Source organism: Draconibacterium sediminis (assembly GCF_000949475.1).
Classification (GTDB): domain Bacteria; phylum Bacteroidota; class Bacteroidia; order Bacteroidales; family Prolixibacteraceae; genus Draconibacterium; species Draconibacterium sediminis.
This window is the reverse complement of sequence record NZ_JRHC01000001.1, coordinates 1025488-1042108: the sequence shown is the minus strand read 5'-3', so window position 1 is coordinate 1042108 and position 16621 is coordinate 1025488. Positions and strand designations below refer to the sequence as shown.

The window sequence follows — 16621 nt, the reverse complement described above, 5'->3', positions numbered from 1 at the left end:
ATATTTTAACCTTAATTGCCGACAAAAGTAAAAAAGTGTTTGTTCCTTACCCTCTTTTTAACTTTACCTAAAAATTAAATTTTCACTTTCCGGGATTGCCACATCGCTGAACTGCGTATAAAATAAAACATCCGCCCGAAATCCGGACGGATGTTTTTATCTTATCAATATTAAGTATTTCTTAACCGGACTACACAACTCCCTGTGCCAGCATGGCTTCGGCTACTTTTACAAAGCCGCCGACATTGGCTCCTTTTACATAGTCAACTTTATTTCCTTTTGTGCCATAACTTACGCACGTTTCGTGAATCGCTTTCATAATTCCCTTTAAACGTTCGTCCACTTCTTCGCGTGGCCAGTTAATTCGCATACTGTTTTGTGACATTTCGAGTCCGGAAACAGCAACACCGCCGGCATTTACTGCTTTGCCAGGAGCATAATCCATTGCCTCGCTTAAAAAGTCGACCGCATCGGCAGTACATCCCATATTTGATGCTTCGGCCAACAGTTTACACCCATTTTTAGCCAATTCTTTTGCATCTTCCAAACCAACTTCGTTTTCGGTGGCACAAGGCATTGCCAAATCAACCGGTACTTCCCAAGGGCGCTTACCGGCAACGAACACGGCACCGAATTCGTCGGCATATGGCGAAACAATGTCATTATTGGTGGCGCGCAACTCTAGCAGATACTCCACTTTATCACCGGTAATTCCATTTTTATCGTAAATGTAGCCATCAGGCCCCGAAATAGTAACCACCTTTCCTCCAAGCTCGTTAATTTTAGAGATGGCTCCCCAGGCAACATTTCCAAATCCCGACACTGAGATTGTTTGGCCTTCAATGTCTTTTCCAATACGGTGCAACATGTGTTGTGCAAAATATACTGCACCAAAACCTGTCGCTTCCGGACGAATTAAACTTCCGCCCCAGGCCAAACCTTTTCCGGTTAATACACCTGTAAATTCGTTTTTAATTCGTTTATATTGTCCAAACAAGTAACCAATCTCACGTCCGCCAACACCAATATCACCGGCAGGAACATCGGTATGTGGCCCGATATGGCGATACAGTTCGGTCATAAAACTCTGGCAAAACCGCATAATTTCGCCATCGCTTTTTCCTTTCGGGCTAAAGTCTGATCCACCTTTTCCTCCACCCATTGGCAAAGTTGTAAGGCTATTTTTAAATGTTTGTTCAAATCCTAAAAACTTCAAAATACTCAAGGTTACACTGGCATGAAACCGCAAACCTCCCTTATACGGTCCCAATGCCGAGTTAAACTCAACACGGTAACCACGGTTTATTTGCACTTCGCCACGGTCGTCGACCCAAGGTACACGAAACATAATTACCCGCTCGGGTTCAACCATGCGTTCCAGAATTTTAGCGCGCTGGTAGCGTGGGTTCTTTTCGTAAAAATCCCAAACCGAACCAATTACTTCTTCTACCGCCTGGTGAAATTCATTTTCGCCCGGAGTTCTGTGCTCCAGATTTGCGATGAATTCATTTATATCTGTTTTCATAAGGTTAAAAATTAGAAGACAACCAATACACGGCTGCCCCATTAAAAATCATATTCATTTATGCACTTTTGCAATCAAATAATGATTGTTTGGCAAAGGTAGAGAAGTAAAAAAATAAATAACAAGCTTTTCCGAAGATTTACCAAAACACATATCTCTCTGTATATCTGACTATTACCCCTAATCAAAAAGATGTTAAAAAACACTGTGTGACGGAAATCAGCATTCCCGACATCATTCCCCGAAACACCTCAAAAACAGGCATTTGTAAGCATTTCTGCAGACAAAGTTTAAATTCATAACTGTTGCAATTCATAAACTTTAGTGCTTGTTATTTTAAACCTGATTTTTCTATCAAAGTATCAAAAAACTTAGCCCAGTTTCATTCAACAAACAAAAGTTATCACGGAAGCTAATTGGGGTAGAATGAAACCGTAGTCTATAGAGCACAAAAAAAGCCCCACCCAAACGGGAAGAGCTTTCTGTATTTTTGTGAGCTGATTTTTACATCATACCGCCCATGCCGCCCATACCTGGACCACCCATTGGCATTGCAGGAGCATCTTCTTTAACTTCAACAATTACTGTTTCAGTAGTTAAGAACATACCGGCAATTGAAGCAGCGTTTTCAAGTGCAACACGAGTTACTTTTGCAGGGTCGATAACGCCGGCTTCGTAAAGTTTCTGATACTCATCAGTGCGAGCATTGTAACCATAATCGCCTTCACCGTCTTTTACGTTTTGAACAACAACAGCACCTTCTTTACCAGCGTTAGCTACAATCTGACGCAATGGCTCCTCGATAGCACGTTTAACGATTTCAACACCTGTTGTTTCGTCTTCGTTTTCGCCTTTCAGGTCTTCCAATGCAGCAATAGCACGTACCAAAGCAACACCACCACCAGGAACAATTCCTTCTTCAACAGCAGCGCGGGTTGCGTGCAATGCATCGTCAACACGGTCTTTTTTCTCTTTCATTTCTACCTCTGAAGCAGCACCAACATAGATAACAGCAACACCACCGGCCAATTTAGCCAAACGCTCCTGCAGTTTTTCTTTGTCGTAATCTGAAGTTGTAGTTTCCATCTGAGTTTTGATTTGGTTAACACGAGCAGCAATAGCTTCTTGTGCACCGGCACCATTAACAACAGTTGTATTTTCTTTGTCAACAGTAATTTTTTCGCACTGACCCAACATATCAATTGTAGCCTGCTCCAGTTTCATACCTTTTTCTTCGGTAATAACAGTACCACCAGTCAGGATTGCAATGTCTTCCAACATCTCTTTTCTGCGATCGCCAAAACCAGGAGCTTTAACAGCACACACTTTTAACGAACCACGTAAACGGTTAACAACCAAAGTTGCCAATGCTTCGCCATCAACATCCTCAGAAATGATCATCAACGGACGACCTGTTTGAGCTGTAGCTTCCAAAACAGGAAGAAGATCTTTCATTGTGCTGATCTTTTTGTCGTGGATCAGGATGAAAGGATTATCCAGTTCTGCAACCATTTTTTCTGCATCGGTTACAAAATATGGAGAAAGGTAACCACGGTCGAATTGCATACCTTCAACTACGTCAACGTAAGTATCAGTACCTTTTGCTTCTTCGATGGTGATAACACCTTCTTTGTGTACTTTTTTCATTGCCTCAGCAATCAACGATCCGATAACTGCATCGTTGTTGGCAGAGATTTTAGCAACCGACTCAATTTTTGCGTAGTCGTCGCCAATTGTTTGAGCTTGCTCTTTAATGCTTGCCACAACTGCTTCAACAGCTTTGTCGATACCACGTTTCAAATCCATTGGATTTGCACCTGCAGTAACGTTTTTCAAACCAACGTTAACGATTGATTGCGCCAAAACAGTTGCAGTTGTAGTACCATCACCAGCGTCGTCTCCGGTTTTTGAAGCTACTTCTTTTACCATTTGAGCACCCATATTTTCGTATGCGTCGCTTAACTCAATTTCTTTTGCAACAGTAACACCGTCTTTAGTAATTTGTGGTGCACCAAATTTTTTCTCGATAACTACGTTACGACCTTTTGGTCCTAAAGTAACTTTTACGGCATTAGCCAGTTGGTCAACACCACTTTTAAGCAAATCGCGTGCTTCAATATCGAATTTAATTTCTTTAGCCATCTTTTCTGATTTTTTACTTTTTGAAATTAGTTAATGTATAAAACGTCAGATTGCGACATCAATAAATAATCTACTCCATCAATGTTCAACTCAGTACCCGAGTATTTACCGTAAAAAACAATATCACCAACTTTTAATTCCATTGGCTCATCTTTTTTATCAGCACCTACCAATACGATAGTACCTACCTGTGGTTTTTCTTTTGCTGAATCAGGAATAATGATTCCACTCACTGTTTTTTCTTCTGCTTCCTGCGGCTGAACCAGGATCTTGCCAGCAAGAATTTTACCTTTTAAATCTGCCATTTTGTTTTAGTTTTTATGATTAAATATTTTTTTCATTTTAACGCACTTCCAGTATCATATTCTATGCCAATCGCCAAAACGCATTAAAGCCCTTCAAATTAAGGACAAAATTACATCAGAAACCCATAACCCACCCATTTCACCCCATGCTTCACCCTGTTTTTCAACGCCTTACACAGATGTCAGAATATCTGCCATGGTGACAGCACAATAAAGCACATCATATTTCAAACTTTATTAATACTTAATTGTCTTTTATTTTTTTCTTTTCGCAACTATTACCTAACTTTATTCGTAATTATTAAAGTCAGAAAACAGAGCCAAAGTACCTTGGTGCTATAACACTTAAAACGGGAAGCCATGAAACTCAAAAATTTAATTTTGTTGGGGGTACTCTTACTACCTCTGTTTGCCTGTAACGATGCAGACACCGACTACACAACCGAAACCAAACTAATCATCGACATTCCTACAAAATCCTATTTAGTCGATCTCAGCGAATCTCCGGAAACCTATCATTTTGATGGTGTAGGAATTTTCTGTCTGGGATACAGCGATGAACTCAAGAAATGTCCGGGCGATGTTGTTCAGATCATTCCGGGAGCGGGTTCTACCATTTCGTTTGAGGCCCTGCAAAACAGCGAAACAATTGAAAAGCTCCAGCTTGTAATCGCATACAAAACACAGGGCGACGACGATTACCAGCAAATCCATTCGGTAAATTTGTTGCAGGATGGCAGTTTTTTAAACAGCGCAACCCACTCGTTGGTTTTAGATGATGTTCTGGCTCCGCTCATCAACCGGCTGAACGAAAATCCACGCTATTTTATTTCAATTGAAATTAACGGACTGGCAAACTTTAAACTTTCAAGCGATGCACAATTTACCATTCCTCTAATTATCGAGAGCGAATACAATTCACCACGATTTACTTTATAGAGAACCGAAGAATAAGAAACATCCTGACAGAAAAGCAACTGAGCATTCAACCAAACAAAAAGAGTGTTCAGCTATTCCCTTTTTTTTGTGTCTTAAAAACGATAATCAGCCAGTTATCAAAACCAATCTTACTTATTGATTTTCAATATCTTTTTTGTACATTTATCACCAATACACCAAACAGCATTACTATGCAATCAAAAAAAACCATGGCCAATCACAGCTTCGACATGCTTGCCGAATCGGGTGAGTTTATGAATCTGGTTTTAGACAATATTACCAGCTGTGTGTTACTACTCGACAAAGACATGAGACTGCAAGCGTTTAATAACGCGATTAAGACGATCTTTTCGAACAAAACTGACGAAGATCTTTTATATATGCTTTGTGGCGAAGCAATTGGATGTGCCTACCAAATTGAAGAAGCAAAAGATTGTGGAAAAACCACCAAATGTTGCACCTGCGAGTTACGGCTGGCAGCTTTCGATTCATACCTCAATAATACTACTGTTTACAAGCAGCACATCAGGCGCCCGTTTTTTAACAAGCATGGCGAACGCGAAATGAAAGACCTGCAGTTTTCAACCCGGCATTTCTATTTTAGAAAAGAGAAATACATCATCCTTATTATTGATGATATTACAGGAAAAGTAACCAGCCCGCTCCCATCTGAATAAATTGCAAATAAAAGCGAAGAACGACATCAATAAAAAAAGCCGCTCGAAATCGAACGGCTTTTTATATATCATTTTCTTTGAATCCTAATTTTCACCACCTTCATCGTCGGCAGCCGGAGTTTCTTCCGTTGCAGCCGGAGTAGTTGTTGGGAACGTTGGTACCTGAGTAGGATCAACAGCTGTTTCAATTTGATCCTGCACACGACTTCCTTCTGTTTCTGCCTGCTCACGAGGAATAAAACCCGCTCCTATAACAGAAAGGAATAATAAAGCTCCTGCCAAAAACCAGGTTCCTTTTTCAAGGAAATCGGTTGTTTTTCTCACGCCCATAACCTGTCCTGAAGACTGGAAATTACTTGCCAGACCTCCTCCTTTAGAGTTTTGTACCAGTACAATCAGTACCAAAAGGATACAAACGATAAATAGTAAAACGGTGATTAAAGTATACATCTTTTCTAATTATTATTCTTTAACAATTCAATTTCTTCAATACGGCCTGCAAAGTAAACACTTTTTTCCGGATATTTCAAACTTAATTTTTTATAGGCATCCAAAGCTTTATCAAAGTTCTTTTGCTGAAAATAAATCAATGCCAAAGTTTCAGTAACCAGCTCTTCATCTTCCTTTACCGATTGTTCTACAAGCGCCCTTTCGCTCCCGTTTCCATTAGTATCCGGATTATGCTTTATAGTCCGCAATCGTTCACTATCGGTCGACAGAAATTTATCGATCAACGAAATTTCCGACTGCAATTCAACATCTCCTTCCAAACGATACGTCGGCGAAGTGTTGTCTTTTGAACTTGCCACCTGTTTTTTAGGCAATTCATCATTTAAAAATTTAAACAGCACTTTTCTGTCCGGAACCATTACTGCCACCTTCTTTAAAACAGCATCATAATCAGGATGCCCCAGATTTTTCAGGTTCTTTAAATACAGCAGCCATCCGCCTGAAAACCAAGGAAAATCGGAAGTGAGTTTTTCCACCTCAGCCAAGGTCTCCCCATTCAGCGATTTCGATTTATTTATATAGGTCAGAAACTGTTCCCTTTCCATACTACCAGTTTGCAATGGTTGCGTTAAAAATATCCTCGGTAAGTTTTTTAATTATTTCAGCACTCAATTCTTCTTCCACCGAACTGATTGACAGGTTACTGTCAAAGTCTTCGTAAGCAGAGAATGATTTTTCGAAATTTTCTTCGGAAACCTGGTTGTTGGTGTACTTCAGATTAATTGTAATCGTAAGTCGTGTTTGGGCCGACTCGTCCTCTTTTTGAATCGACATCGGGCGGAATTCGTACCCCGTAATTTGTCCTTCAAATTCAAGGTCGCCGCTTTCCGACAGCTCGTTTAACGATGTTTGACGTGTTAACTTTTCACGCAATTCTTCGGTAAAACTCTGGCTTAACGTCGGATTGATTAAACGTGCCCGATTGGGAAAATAATACACAGTAAACGTTTTTACCTTGGGCGACAAGTTAGCTCCGGTAAATGTATAATTGACTGTACACGATGGCGCTAAAATGCCAACCAATCCCGCCAAAACGGCAACAAACAATAGCTTTCTCAACATATTTTATCCCTTAATATCGTATTCCTTTATTTTACGGTATAATGTCCGCTCCGAAATTCCCAATTCCTGAGCAGCATATTTTCTTTTACCGCGGTGTTTCTCCAGTGCTTTCTGAATCAACTCAATTTCTTTATCGGCCAAAGAAAGCGATTCTTCCACAAATTCCTCCGTATCCTGAATATTATCTTTATCAACCGAGGTAATATGAATTGGATTTGAAACCTGTTCTTTTGCCACAAAATTACCATCATTGGTATTGTACAAATTTCTGATAATCTGCGCCTGGTCGCCTGAAATTGGGGCATCGCGGTTTTCCATTAAATCGAGCACCAGCTTTTTCAGGTCGTTCATATCGCTCTTCATATCAAAAAGAACTTTGTACAGTATTTCGCGCTCGTTGGCAAACGATTTATTGTCTTCTTCGCGCGCCAGTAAAGCCGGCAAATTAGCCCCTCCGCTAACAGGCAAATACGTGCGTAAAGATTCGGCCGAGATATCGCGTTCCTGTTCAATTATCGAAATCTGCTCGGTAATGTTTTTTAACTGGCGGATGTTTCCGGGCCAGCGAAAACTTACCAAAACAGTTCGGGCATCTTCTTCTAAACGCACGGGTGGCATCCGGTATTTTTCGGCAAAATCGCGCGCAAATTTTCGAAACAACAAAATTACATCGTCGGGGCGTTCGCGCAACGGCGGAATTGAAATCGGCACCGTATTTAAACGATAATACAAATCCTCGCGGAATTTTCCTTCCTCAATTGCTTTCGGAATATTAACGTTGGTTGCAGCAATTACCCGTACATTGGTTTTTATTACCTGCGACGAACCAACCTTCATAAACTCTCCCGTTTCCAATACACGCAGCAAACGTACCTGGGTTGATAAAGGAAGTTCACCAATTTCATCCAAAAATATGGTTCCTCCATCGGCTTCCTGAAAGTATCCCTTCCGGTCGGCAAGTGCTCCGGTAAATGCTCCTTTTTCGTGTCCGAACAACTCCGAGTCGATGGTTCCTTCAGGAATTGCCCCACAGTTTACGGCAATGTACTTACCATGTTTCCGGCTCGAGAACTGATGTATTATTTGTGGGAATATTTCTTTACCAACACCACTTTCTCCGGTTACCAAAACCGACAAATCCGTTGGCGCCACCTGAACGGCAACTTCAATGGCCCGGTTTATTCCGGCGGTGTTTCCTATTATTCCAAATCTTTGTTTTACTGCTTGTATATCCATATTGTATTTAGTCAACAACTTGCAAATTTACAATTTTTCGATGGCAATGACAGAAAGTCAGTCACAATTAAGTTTTTTTAGGTTTTTTCTATATCCGGTAGTGTTTTGCAAAACCCGTTCCAACATATTTTCTGCGCAATGCAGGTTATATCTTAAGCGATTATTATCTTTGATGCGTCGATAAATATTTCTGACAAATTGTTCGCAAAACAGACTGTAAACGAATTTAAAAAGAGAAGAATGAACTTCATTGGAATTATACCAGCACGTTATCAATCATCACGATTCCCGGGAAAGCCACTGGCTAAAATAAAGGACAAACCTATGATTCAGTGGGTGTACGAAAATGCATCAAAAGCCCTTCCGTATGTTTGTGTTGCCACCGACGACGATCGTATTTTCGATGCAGTAAAAGCTTTTGGCGGCGAAGTAGTAAAAACACTTCCTACCCACCAAAGTGGTACCGACCGTTGTGCCGAGGCAGCCTTAAAAATTGCTAAAAACCGCCCTGTTGATATTGTTGTAAATATTCAGGGAGACGAACCTTTTGTAAAACCGGAACAAATTGAGTTGATCAAATCGTGTTTTGAAAGCGAAACAGAAATTGCCACACTGGTAAAAAAAGTCGATTCGGAAGAGGAACTTTTTAATCCGAACCGCCCAAAAGTGGTGCTCAACAAAAATGATTTTGCCTTGTATTTCAGCCGCTCTCCTATTCCGTATTTCCGTGGAGAAGAAAACAAAAACTGGGTAAAAAAACATACATTCTGGAGCCACATCGGTATGTATGCTTTTAAGGCCGACGTTTTACAAAAAATAACTCAGTTGGAACAAGGGGAACTGGAGATGGCCGAATCGCTGGAACAGCTGCGCTGGCTCGAAAATGGCTACAAAATAAAAACCGCAGAAACCACTTCAGCTACCATGGGTATTGATACTCCCGAAGATTTGGAGGCCGCTTTGCAACTGTTTTAATCTTTTCCTGTCATTATACGTTATACAGGCATGTTATTTGCTGCGTATACTCAGGAAACAATTAAACAGTGCTGCCATGAAATATATTATACTTGTCGTATTTACAGTATTTATTGCTTCGGCGTCTTTTGCTCAAGACACCGGGTTCTCTTCATTCCAAAATGAAGAAGAAACAAAAAACGAGGTAAAGATTTACCCGAACCCTTGTAAAGACAATAAAGTCACCATTGATTATTCGTTAAAGGAAATCAGCGAAATCCGTCTCACCAATATAACAGGGAAACAGGTTTATTTTAAAGAGTACAAATTTCCTGTTTCAAAAATACAGCTACAACTTAACGATGTTCCTAACGGAATTTACCTGATTCAGATCTTAACCACCGACGATAAACGAACGGTAAAAAAACTGATGATCTCGAGAAATTAATTTTTGAACAATTTTCTTTTTCGCCTGTAATTTACAACCGTATTTAGCTAAATTCACCTAAAAATTAAATTGCACGTTTTGAAACAAACATGAGTCCGCCAATAAGCGTATCACGCAAAAGTGAATAATCAAAATCATGCGAGTTCATCTTCTACCTTAAGAACAAACTTTTTAATCACATGAAAATCTCTACACTCATCCTACTTCTCTTTATAAGTGTTGGGTTATTTGCTCAAACAAGTATTAACGAGGCTCGTCAGAAAGCGGTAGGCACAAGCGTTACGGTTTCGGGCATAGTAACCAACGGCTCGGAACTTGGCCCCATCAGGTATATTCAGGATAACACCGGCGGAATTGGAATATACGACAATGCCTTATCCGGAGTACTACGAGGAGATTCCATTACTTTAACCGGTGAGCTTGACGATTACAATAACCTATTGGAGATTAGTCCGGTCACCAACTTTACGACACATGCCTCGGGGGTGTCGCTGCCCGAACCGCAAATCATCAGTATAAGCAATATTGGTGAAGCTTATGAAGCAGAATTGATACGAATAAATAATGTTGTATTTACAAATTCTGAAAATCTATTTGCAGGAGATAAAAATTATTCATTTACCGATGGGACCAACACCGGGGTACTTCGAATTTACCGTGACAATCCACTTGTGGACAAAATTATGCCAAGGGATACTTTCGACCTGGTGGCAATCTGTTCGCAATGGTCGCAGAATGAAGCTAACACAGGCTACCAGCTTCTTCCGCGCGATGCCAACGATTTTATTTTTAATACAAATATTCAGCTTACGTCAGCACTCGAAGTAGTTGAAACCACAAGCAGTTCGATTACCATAAAATGGAACACCGACAACGATGGCACCTCCGAAATTAGATATGGATCGACCATGGAATTAGCGGCTTTGACGAATCATGTAAGTGGTGAATCAACAGTTAGTGCCGATGAATATACGCACCAGGCGCAGATTACGGGTTTACAAAGTTCGGAGATTGTTTACGCGCAGGCTTTTTCGGTTAACGAAGGCGACACCGCTTTTTCGGCCATCAGTGCTTTTGTAAGTAAATCAAATTCTACGGGCGACATAAAAGTGTATTTCAACACCGAAATTGATGAAAATTACGCCGATCCAACTGTTGCCTCAAATATCGACGATTTTATGGCCGATACTCTCGCTGCCTACATTAACAGAGCCAGCGAATCCATCGACTTCTGTATTTACAACATCGACAATTCGAAAATATCAGAGGCACTGAATGCCGCCTACAATCGTGGAGTAAGCATTCGTTTTATCACCTGCGGATCAACTACCCATGCCAGCGTTAACGATTTGGAGAACAATATCCCAATTCTTGAACGTCCGGAAATAACGGAAGGCGGAATAATGCACAACAAATTTGCCATCTTCGATGCAAACGCAACAAATGCTAACGCTGCCTGGGTTTGGTCGGGCTCCACAAACCTTACACCAAGCCAGTTAACTTACGACAGCAATAATATGATCTTTATTCAAGACCAGTCGCTGGCTAAAGTTTATGAGCTTGAATTTGAAGAAATGTGGGGAAGCTCCGGCAACCAGCCAAATGCAGGAAATGCAAAATTTGGAGATGCAAAAACTGATAATACGCCGCACCACATACAGGTGGGCGACAAATTGATTGCCTGTTATTTTAGTCCGTCGGACAACACCAACCAGCAGTTGATAAATGCGATTAACACGGCAGATTACGATCTGGATATCGAAACCATGCTGATCACCCGATCTGATTTGGCCTACACCATAATGGATGCCTACGACCGCGGTGTTGACGTTAATGTTATTACTGAACGCGAAAGCGACAATACCGACATCGTGAATACGAATCTTAGCAGTACACTTCCTGCCAAAAAATATATTTTCGATGATGCAGCAGGTCAGCTTCACCACAAAGTAGCACTGATCGACGCAAACAACCCTGAATCTGATCCGCAAACAATAACCGGCAGCCACAACTGGAGCAGTTCGGCCAACGACCGAAATGACGAAAACACACTTATTATTCACGATGCTGATATTGCCAACCAGTATTACCAGCAATTTGCTTATCGTTTTAAACAAAACGACGGTACACTTGTACTCTCGGCACAGCGAATCGAATCAGCTTCTGTTAAGGTATTCCCAAATCCAACTGAAGGAAGATTGATGATCACTGCTGATAAAACAATCTTGCGTATTTCGGTATACAACAGCACCGGTGCAAAAATCAAAGAAGTGCAGCCCAATGAAAATTCGACAGAACTCTATCTACCGCAAAATTTAACCGGGCTATTTATGCTAAAAGTAGAATTAAGCAACGGCGACTATAACACGTATAAAATTTTGAAGAAATAAAAGCGAGCGCTACGTAAAAACTGAAGTACTTTTTTGCCTATTCCCCAAATCGTTTTTTTGCTTCCTCAAGAATGGCAACGGTTGCAGTAGCTCCACAGCGTGAGCAACCGGCTTCACGCACAGCCAGCAAAGCATCGAGCGTACGCACCCCTCCGGCAGCTTTAATTTTTACGTTCGGTCCGCTGTTATCGCGCATTAACTTCAGGTTATCAATGGTTGCTCCCATGTACGAATAGCGCCCATCAGAACCTTTTACAAAGCCAAACCCGGAGGACGTTTTTACGTAATCCGCACCAACTTTTGTGCAAATCTCGCACAGCCTTCTAATGTCCAGTTCATTCGTAACGTAATCGGTTTCGAAAATAACTTTTACAATCGCCCCGTTTTTATGACAGGTTTTCACAACTGTACCAATTTCAAGCTCAATATATTCCCAGTCGCCCTGCAAAGCTTTCCCTATATTTATAACCATATCAATCTCAACCGCACCATCCTTACAGGCTGTTTCCGCTTCAAAAGCCTTTACCTCAATGGCTGAATTTCCCGCCGGGAAACCAATCACACAACCTACCGCAACCTCCGTATCTTTTAAAAGCAGCCGGGCCTGTTTTACCGCATATGGTTTTACACAAACCGATGCTACATTATACTTTGCCGCAACGGCACATTCCCGCTCTAAATCGTAATCTGTCATGGTAGGATGAAGGATCGAGTGATCGATCATTTTTGCAAGCTGCTGAACACTAGCCATTTTAATTGGTTTTAAGTTATAGGGTAAATTTACAAAATATGCCGACTATCTGTGAAATATTTTAGTGAACCTTTTTTGAAATAATAAGTATTAAAACAGAAAAACCATAAAACTTAATGACTATGACCAACAGAAGATCATTTTTGAAATCGCTTGCCGGTGCAACTGCCGGAATTAGTTTGGCTTCAGGCTCCTTTGCTTCCGGTCAGGAAACGCGTGACAGATTGGGAGAAGTATTGCCAAAACGAAAATTAGGCAGAACCGGCGAACACGTTACCATGCTTGGCACCGGTGGCTACCACGTGGGCTGGACAACCGAACGCGATGCACAGGAAGTAATAGAAGCGTCTCTTGAAGGCGGTGTCCGTTTTTTCGATACTGCAGAAAGTTATTCAAGAGGAACCAGCGAAGAACGTTACGGGAAATACCTGACTCCAAAGTACCGCGACCTGATTTTTCTGATGACAAAATCAACCGGCCGCGATGCCAAAACCGTGCAGGAACATTTGGAGGGCTCGTTACGAAGACTAAAAGTTGACCAGATTGACCTGTATCAGGTTCATGCCATTTCAACGCCCGGTGATGTTGACAACAGAATAAACAATGGTGTTTTAGACGTACTGTTAAAAGCAAAACAAGAGGGCAAAATAAAATACCTTGGATTTACCGGCCACCAAAATCCTTATGCGCACACGCGAATGCTCGAACAAACAGAAGCAAGTGATATTTTCGACACCGTGTTAATGCCGGTTAACCTTCTTGATGCATCGTATTATAGTTTTATCGAAAACGTAATGCCAAAGGCACTTGATCGAAACATGGGAATTCTATCCATTAAATCGCTGGCTGACGGAAGATTCTTTTCGAAAAAAGAAGAAGCCGACTGGACATCTGACGATCCGGTTATTCCGAACTATGTAAGCATAAAAGAAGCGATGCATTTTGTTTGGTCCTTACCTGTCTCAGTTTTGATATCGGGGAATGAAAACGCAACATACATGCGCGAAAAAATTGCCCTGGCACGCTCATTCTCAAAATTATCGGAAGACGAAAAACAAAATCTTATCGACAAAGTAAAACTTCTGGCTGAGTCGGGAGGAATTGAATATTACAAACGAAAAGAATCATAAAAGAAAAATCCCGGCGCCTCTGCTACCGGGATTCAAACTAAACCTAACTAAACCAAACTTATGAAAAAACAGCATATTGCTGTGAAGTATTTTGTATCTAATCTATTTTCTGAACACTATTAATAGTACTCAGTTTAATTGTTTTCATGACGAAAAATAAAATACAAATACCGTGCCAAAAGTTGATTTCCGGAGGGCAAACTGGTGTCGATCGTGCAGTTTTAGATGCTTGCCTGAACTATTCCTTCCCGTGTGGTGGCTGGTGCCCTAAAAACCGGAAAGCTGAAGATGGAAAAATAGCTGCAAAGTATCCGTTAAAGGAATTGCCCGAAGAAGACTATGCTGCCAGAACACACCGAAACGTCACAGATTCAGACGGAACTTTAATCCTGGTTTCAGAAGATTTAACAGGCGGAACACTGCTTACCCAGCAGTTTGCACAAAAGCTAAAAAAACCGCTGCGAATTGTTCGGACTGATACAAATCCTTCGCACTTAATACCATGGTTAATCCTGAATAATATAAACACGTTGAATGTTGCCGGTCCCCGCGAAAGCGAATGGACTGACGCCTACCCGCGAACCTACCGGTTTATTACCGAATTAATTGTAAAAATTAAATCTTCGGCATCGGCAATGCTGCCCTGATTTATATCAAAAAATAAAATATCTTTGCGCAAAATAGAAGGAACCATTTAATTGAATGGTTGTTAAGAGGTAGTAAATGGAGAAAATTAGAAACTTTTGCATCATTGCGCATATCGACCATGGAAAGAGCACGTTGGCTGACCGCCTTTTGGAATTTACCAAGACGATTAGCGAACGCCAAATGCACGCCCAGGTGCTCGATAGTATGGATCTGGAACAGGAACGTGGGATTACGATTAAAAGCCATGCCATACAAATGGATTATGTGCACGATGGAGAACCCTATAAATTAAACCTGATTGATACTCCGGGACACGTGGATTTTTCGTACGAGGTTTCGAGATCAATTGCTGCATGCGAAGGAGCTTTACTTATTATCGACGCTACCCAGGGAATTCAGGCGCAAACCATTTCGAATTTGTACCTGGCCATTGAACACGATCTGGAAATTATTCCGGTACTGAATAAAATGGACCTCCCCAATGCGATGCCCGAAGTTGTTGAAGATCAAATCATCGACCTTATCGGCTGCGACCGCGAAGATATTATTCGCGCCAGCGGAAAAACCGGAGAAGGAGTTCAGGAAATTCTGAATCAGATTATATACAAAATACCACACCCGAAAGGTGATCCGAAAGCACCGTTGCAGGCACTTATTTTCGATTCGGTTTTTAATTCGTTTCGTGGAATTATTGCCTATTTCAAAATTCAGAATGGTGAAATTAGGAAAAAAGACCTGGTGAAATTTGTGGCCACCGGCAAACAATACGATGCCGATGAAGTGGGTGTACTAAAACTAAGTTTGCAACCACGCGATGTGTTGGGTCCCGGTGATGTTGGATACATTATTTCGGGGATTAAAACAGCGAAGGAGGTAAAAGTTGGAGACACGATTACTCACGTTGTCAACCCGTGCGACAAGGCCATTGAAGGTTTTGAAGAAGTAAAACCTATGGTTTTTGCCGGAGTTTACCCTATTGACGCAGATGATTATGAAGATCTGCGTGCAGCAATGGACAAACTGCAGTTAAACGATGCATCGTTAACTTTCGAACCGGAATCATCAGCAGCGCTGGGATTTGGATTCCGATGCGGTTTCCTTGGGCTTTTGCACATGGAGATTATCCAGGAACGACTGGAGCGCGAATTCGACATGAACGTTATTACAACAGTACCCAACGTTTCGTATAAAGCTCACCTTACCGACGGAAGTGAAATTACGGTTTACAACCCTTCGGGAATGCCGGCTTCAACAACAGTCGACGAGATTGAGGAACCATACATCAGGGCGAACATCATTACAGCTTCGGAATTTATTGGGCCGGTAATGACCTTGTGTCTCGATAAACGCGGCGAACTGGTCAGCCAGAATTACCTGACTGCCGAGCGTGCCGAACTGGTTTTTAATCTTCCGCTGGGAGAAATCGTTTTCGACTTTTACGACAAACTAAAAAGTATTTCGAAAGGTTATGCGTCGTTTGATTACCACATGAGTGGCTACAAACCGGCAAAACTGGTACGTTTGGACATTCTGCTGAACGGCGAGATGGTTGATGCCCTGTCGACATTAATTCACTTCGACAATGCTTATGCTTTCGGACGCCGAATGTGCGAAAAACTAAAAGAACTAATTCCGAGACAACAGTTTGACATTGCCATTCAGGCAGCTATCGGTGCAAAAATTATTGCCCGCGAAACTGTAAAAGCTGTTCGAAAAGACGTAACAGCAAAATGTTATGGTGGTGATATTACGCGTAAACGAAAACTGCTGGAGAAACAGAAAAAAGGAAAGAAACGAATGAAACAAGTGGGTAACGTTGAGGTACCTCAAAAAGCTTTCCTTGCTGTATTGAAACTGGATTGAAAGAAATTCAAAACCATAAAAAAGCCTGATAAAATTATCAG

At 41.3% G+C, this 16621-nt stretch carries 16 protein-coding genes; 8 read left to right on the top strand and 8 right to left on the bottom strand.

The genetic code is table 11. From position 1 onward, the window contains the following. Positions 1-190: 190 nt before the first annotated feature. The 3 genes from gdhA to LH29_RS04320 form a co-directional block, all read right to left on the bottom strand. Complete coding sequence (gdhA, locus tag LH29_RS04330; RefSeq protein WP_045026254.1) at positions 191-1525, bottom strand: NADP-specific glutamate dehydrogenase; 1335 nt, start codon at positions 1523-1525, stop codon at positions 191-193. Positions 1526-2029: 504 nt separating this feature from the next. Then, positions 2030-3667: a chaperonin GroEL gene (gene groL / locus LH29_RS04325; RefSeq protein WP_045026253.1), complete on the bottom strand. Its 1638-nt coding sequence runs from the start codon at positions 3665-3667 to the stop codon at positions 2030-2032. A gap of 26 nt (positions 3668-3693) precedes the next feature. Further along, positions 3694-3972 (bottom strand): co-chaperone GroES, encoded by a 279-nt coding sequence (locus tag LH29_RS04320; protein WP_038556475.1) that lies wholly within the window; start codon positions 3970-3972, stop codon positions 3694-3696. A 360-nt stretch (positions 3973-4332) separates the two neighbouring features. Here LH29_RS04320 and LH29_RS04315 point away from each other — a divergent pair, with 360 nt between their 5' ends. Both LH29_RS04315 and LH29_RS04310 read left to right on the top strand, forming a co-directional pair. Further along, positions 4333-4911 carry a hypothetical protein gene (locus tag LH29_RS04315; RefSeq protein WP_045026252.1) on the top strand — a complete coding sequence of 193 codons (579 nt, stop codon included), beginning with the start codon at positions 4333-4335 and terminating at the stop codon, positions 4909-4911. A gap of 191 nt (positions 4912-5102) precedes the next feature. Beyond that, entirely contained in the window at positions 5103-5588 is a 486-nt protein-coding gene (locus LH29_RS04310; protein WP_045026251.1) for a hypothetical protein, read from the top strand. A gap of 84 nt (positions 5589-5672) precedes the next feature. Here LH29_RS04310 and secG read toward each other — a convergent pair whose 3' ends face one another. Genes secG through LH29_RS04290 form a run of 4 tightly spaced genes read right to left on the bottom strand, consistent with a single transcriptional unit; the run spans position 5673 to position 8396 of the window. Further along, positions 5673-6038, bottom strand: a complete 366-nt coding sequence (secG, locus tag LH29_RS04305) for a preprotein translocase subunit SecG (protein WP_045026250.1) — start codon at positions 6036-6038, stop codon at positions 5673-5675. Between the two features lie 5 nt (positions 6039-6043). After that, positions 6044-6643: a tetratricopeptide repeat protein gene (locus LH29_RS23625; protein ID WP_052670600.1), complete on the bottom strand. Its 600-nt coding sequence runs from the start codon at positions 6641-6643 to the stop codon at positions 6044-6046. Between the two features lies 1 nt (position 6644). Then, the gene (locus LH29_RS04295; protein ID WP_045026249.1) at positions 6645-7160 is read right to left on the bottom strand and encodes an LptE family protein; all 516 of its coding nucleotides are present in this window, start codon (positions 7158-7160) and stop codon (positions 6645-6647) included. Between the two features lie 3 nt (positions 7161-7163). Further along, positions 7164-8396 (bottom strand): sigma-54 interaction domain-containing protein, encoded by a 1233-nt coding sequence (locus LH29_RS04290; RefSeq protein WP_045026248.1) that lies wholly within the window; start codon positions 8394-8396, stop codon positions 7164-7166. A 240-nt stretch (positions 8397-8636) separates the two neighbouring features. On the opposite strand from LH29_RS04290, the gene kdsB reads away from it, so the two are divergent. The 3 genes from kdsB to LH29_RS04275 all read left to right on the top strand — a co-directional run bounded on the left by kdsB (position 8637) and on the right by LH29_RS04275 (position 12188). Next, positions 8637-9371, top strand: coding sequence for a 3-deoxy-manno-octulosonate cytidylyltransferase (kdsB, locus tag LH29_RS04285; RefSeq protein ID WP_045026247.1), 735 nt, complete (start codon positions 8637-8639; stop codon positions 9369-9371). Between the two features lie 76 nt (positions 9372-9447). After that, complete coding sequence (locus LH29_RS04280) at positions 9448-9798, top strand: T9SS type A sorting domain-containing protein (RefSeq protein ID WP_045026246.1); 351 nt, start codon at positions 9448-9450, stop codon at positions 9796-9798. 179 nt (positions 9799-9977) lie between these two features. Next, positions 9978-12188, top strand: coding sequence for a phospholipase D-like domain-containing protein (locus LH29_RS04275; RefSeq protein WP_045026245.1), 2211 nt, complete (start codon positions 9978-9980; stop codon positions 12186-12188). A 37-nt stretch (positions 12189-12225) separates the two neighbouring features. Here the strand turns inward: LH29_RS04275 and deoC are convergent, their stop codons facing one another. Further along, on the bottom strand, positions 12226-12939 hold the full coding sequence (deoC, locus tag LH29_RS04270) for a deoxyribose-phosphate aldolase (protein WP_045026244.1): 714 nt from the start codon (positions 12937-12939) through the stop codon (positions 12226-12228). Positions 12940-13061: 122 nt separating this feature from the next. Between deoC and LH29_RS04265 the strand changes: the two genes are divergently transcribed. The 3 genes from LH29_RS04265 to lepA all read left to right on the top strand — a co-directional run bounded on the left by LH29_RS04265 (position 13062) and on the right by lepA (position 16580). Next, the gene (locus LH29_RS04265; RefSeq protein WP_052670599.1) at positions 13062-14069 is read left to right on the top strand and encodes an aldo/keto reductase; all 1008 of its coding nucleotides are present in this window, start codon (positions 13062-13064) and stop codon (positions 14067-14069) included. Positions 14070-14215: 146 nt separating this feature from the next. After that, positions 14216-14716 carry a putative molybdenum carrier protein gene (locus LH29_RS04260; protein WP_045026242.1) on the top strand — a complete coding sequence of 167 codons (501 nt, stop codon included), beginning with the start codon at positions 14216-14218 and terminating at the stop codon, positions 14714-14716. A gap of 76 nt (positions 14717-14792) precedes the next feature. Continuing rightward, positions 14793-16580 (top strand): translation elongation factor 4, encoded by a 1788-nt coding sequence (gene lepA / locus LH29_RS04255; RefSeq protein WP_045026241.1) that lies wholly within the window; start codon positions 14793-14795, stop codon positions 16578-16580. Positions 16581-16621 lie beyond the last annotated feature (41 nt).

Excerpts from the sequence above, each read along its gene's own strand:
- LH29_RS04265 (WP_052670599.1), top strand. The coding sequence starts at position 13,062 with ATGACCAACAGAAGATCATTTTTGAAATCGCTTGCCGGTGCAACTGCC.
- LH29_RS23625 (WP_052670600.1), bottom strand. The coding sequence starts at position 6,643 with ATGGAAAGGGAACAGTTTCTGACCTATATAAATAAATCGAAATCGCTG.
- LH29_RS04275 (WP_045026245.1), top strand. The coding sequence starts at position 9,978 with ATGAAAATCTCTACACTCATCCTACTTCTCTTTATAAGTGTTGGGTTA.
- LH29_RS04290 (WP_045026248.1), bottom strand. The coding sequence starts at position 8,396 with ATGGATATACAAGCAGTAAAACAAAGATTTGGAATAATAGGAAACACC.
- LH29_RS04295 (WP_045026249.1), bottom strand. The coding sequence starts at position 7,160 with ATGTTGAGAAAGCTATTGTTTGTTGCCGTTTTGGCGGGATTGGTTGGC.
- groL (WP_045026253.1), bottom strand. The coding sequence starts at position 3,667 with ATGGCTAAAGAAATTAAATTCGATATTGAAGCACGCGATTTGCTTAAA.
- LH29_RS04280 (WP_045026246.1), top strand. The coding sequence starts at position 9,448 with ATGAAATATATTATACTTGTCGTATTTACAGTATTTATTGCTTCGGCG.
- deoC (WP_045026244.1), bottom strand. The coding sequence starts at position 12,939 with ATGGCTAGTGTTCAGCAGCTTGCAAAAATGATCGATCACTCGATCCTT.
- LH29_RS04320 (WP_038556475.1), bottom strand. The coding sequence starts at position 3,972 with ATGGCAGATTTAAAAGGTAAAATTCTTGCTGGCAAGATCCTGGTTCAG.
- lepA (WP_045026241.1), top strand. The coding sequence starts at position 14,793 with ATGGAGAAAATTAGAAACTTTTGCATCATTGCGCATATCGACCATGGA.
- LH29_RS04315 (WP_045026252.1), top strand. The coding sequence starts at position 4,333 with ATGAAACTCAAAAATTTAATTTTGTTGGGGGTACTCTTACTACCTCTG.
- LH29_RS04260 (WP_045026242.1), top strand. The coding sequence starts at position 14,216 with ATGACGAAAAATAAAATACAAATACCGTGCCAAAAGTTGATTTCCGGA.
- secG (WP_045026250.1), bottom strand. The coding sequence starts at position 6,038 with ATGTATACTTTAATCACCGTTTTACTATTTATCGTTTGTATCCTTTTG.
- LH29_RS04310 (WP_045026251.1), top strand. The coding sequence starts at position 5,103 with ATGCAATCAAAAAAAACCATGGCCAATCACAGCTTCGACATGCTTGCC.
- kdsB (WP_045026247.1), top strand. The coding sequence starts at position 8,637 with ATGAACTTCATTGGAATTATACCAGCACGTTATCAATCATCACGATTC.
- gdhA (WP_045026254.1), bottom strand. The coding sequence starts at position 1,525 with ATGAAAACAGATATAAATGAATTCATCGCAAATCTGGAGCACAGAACT.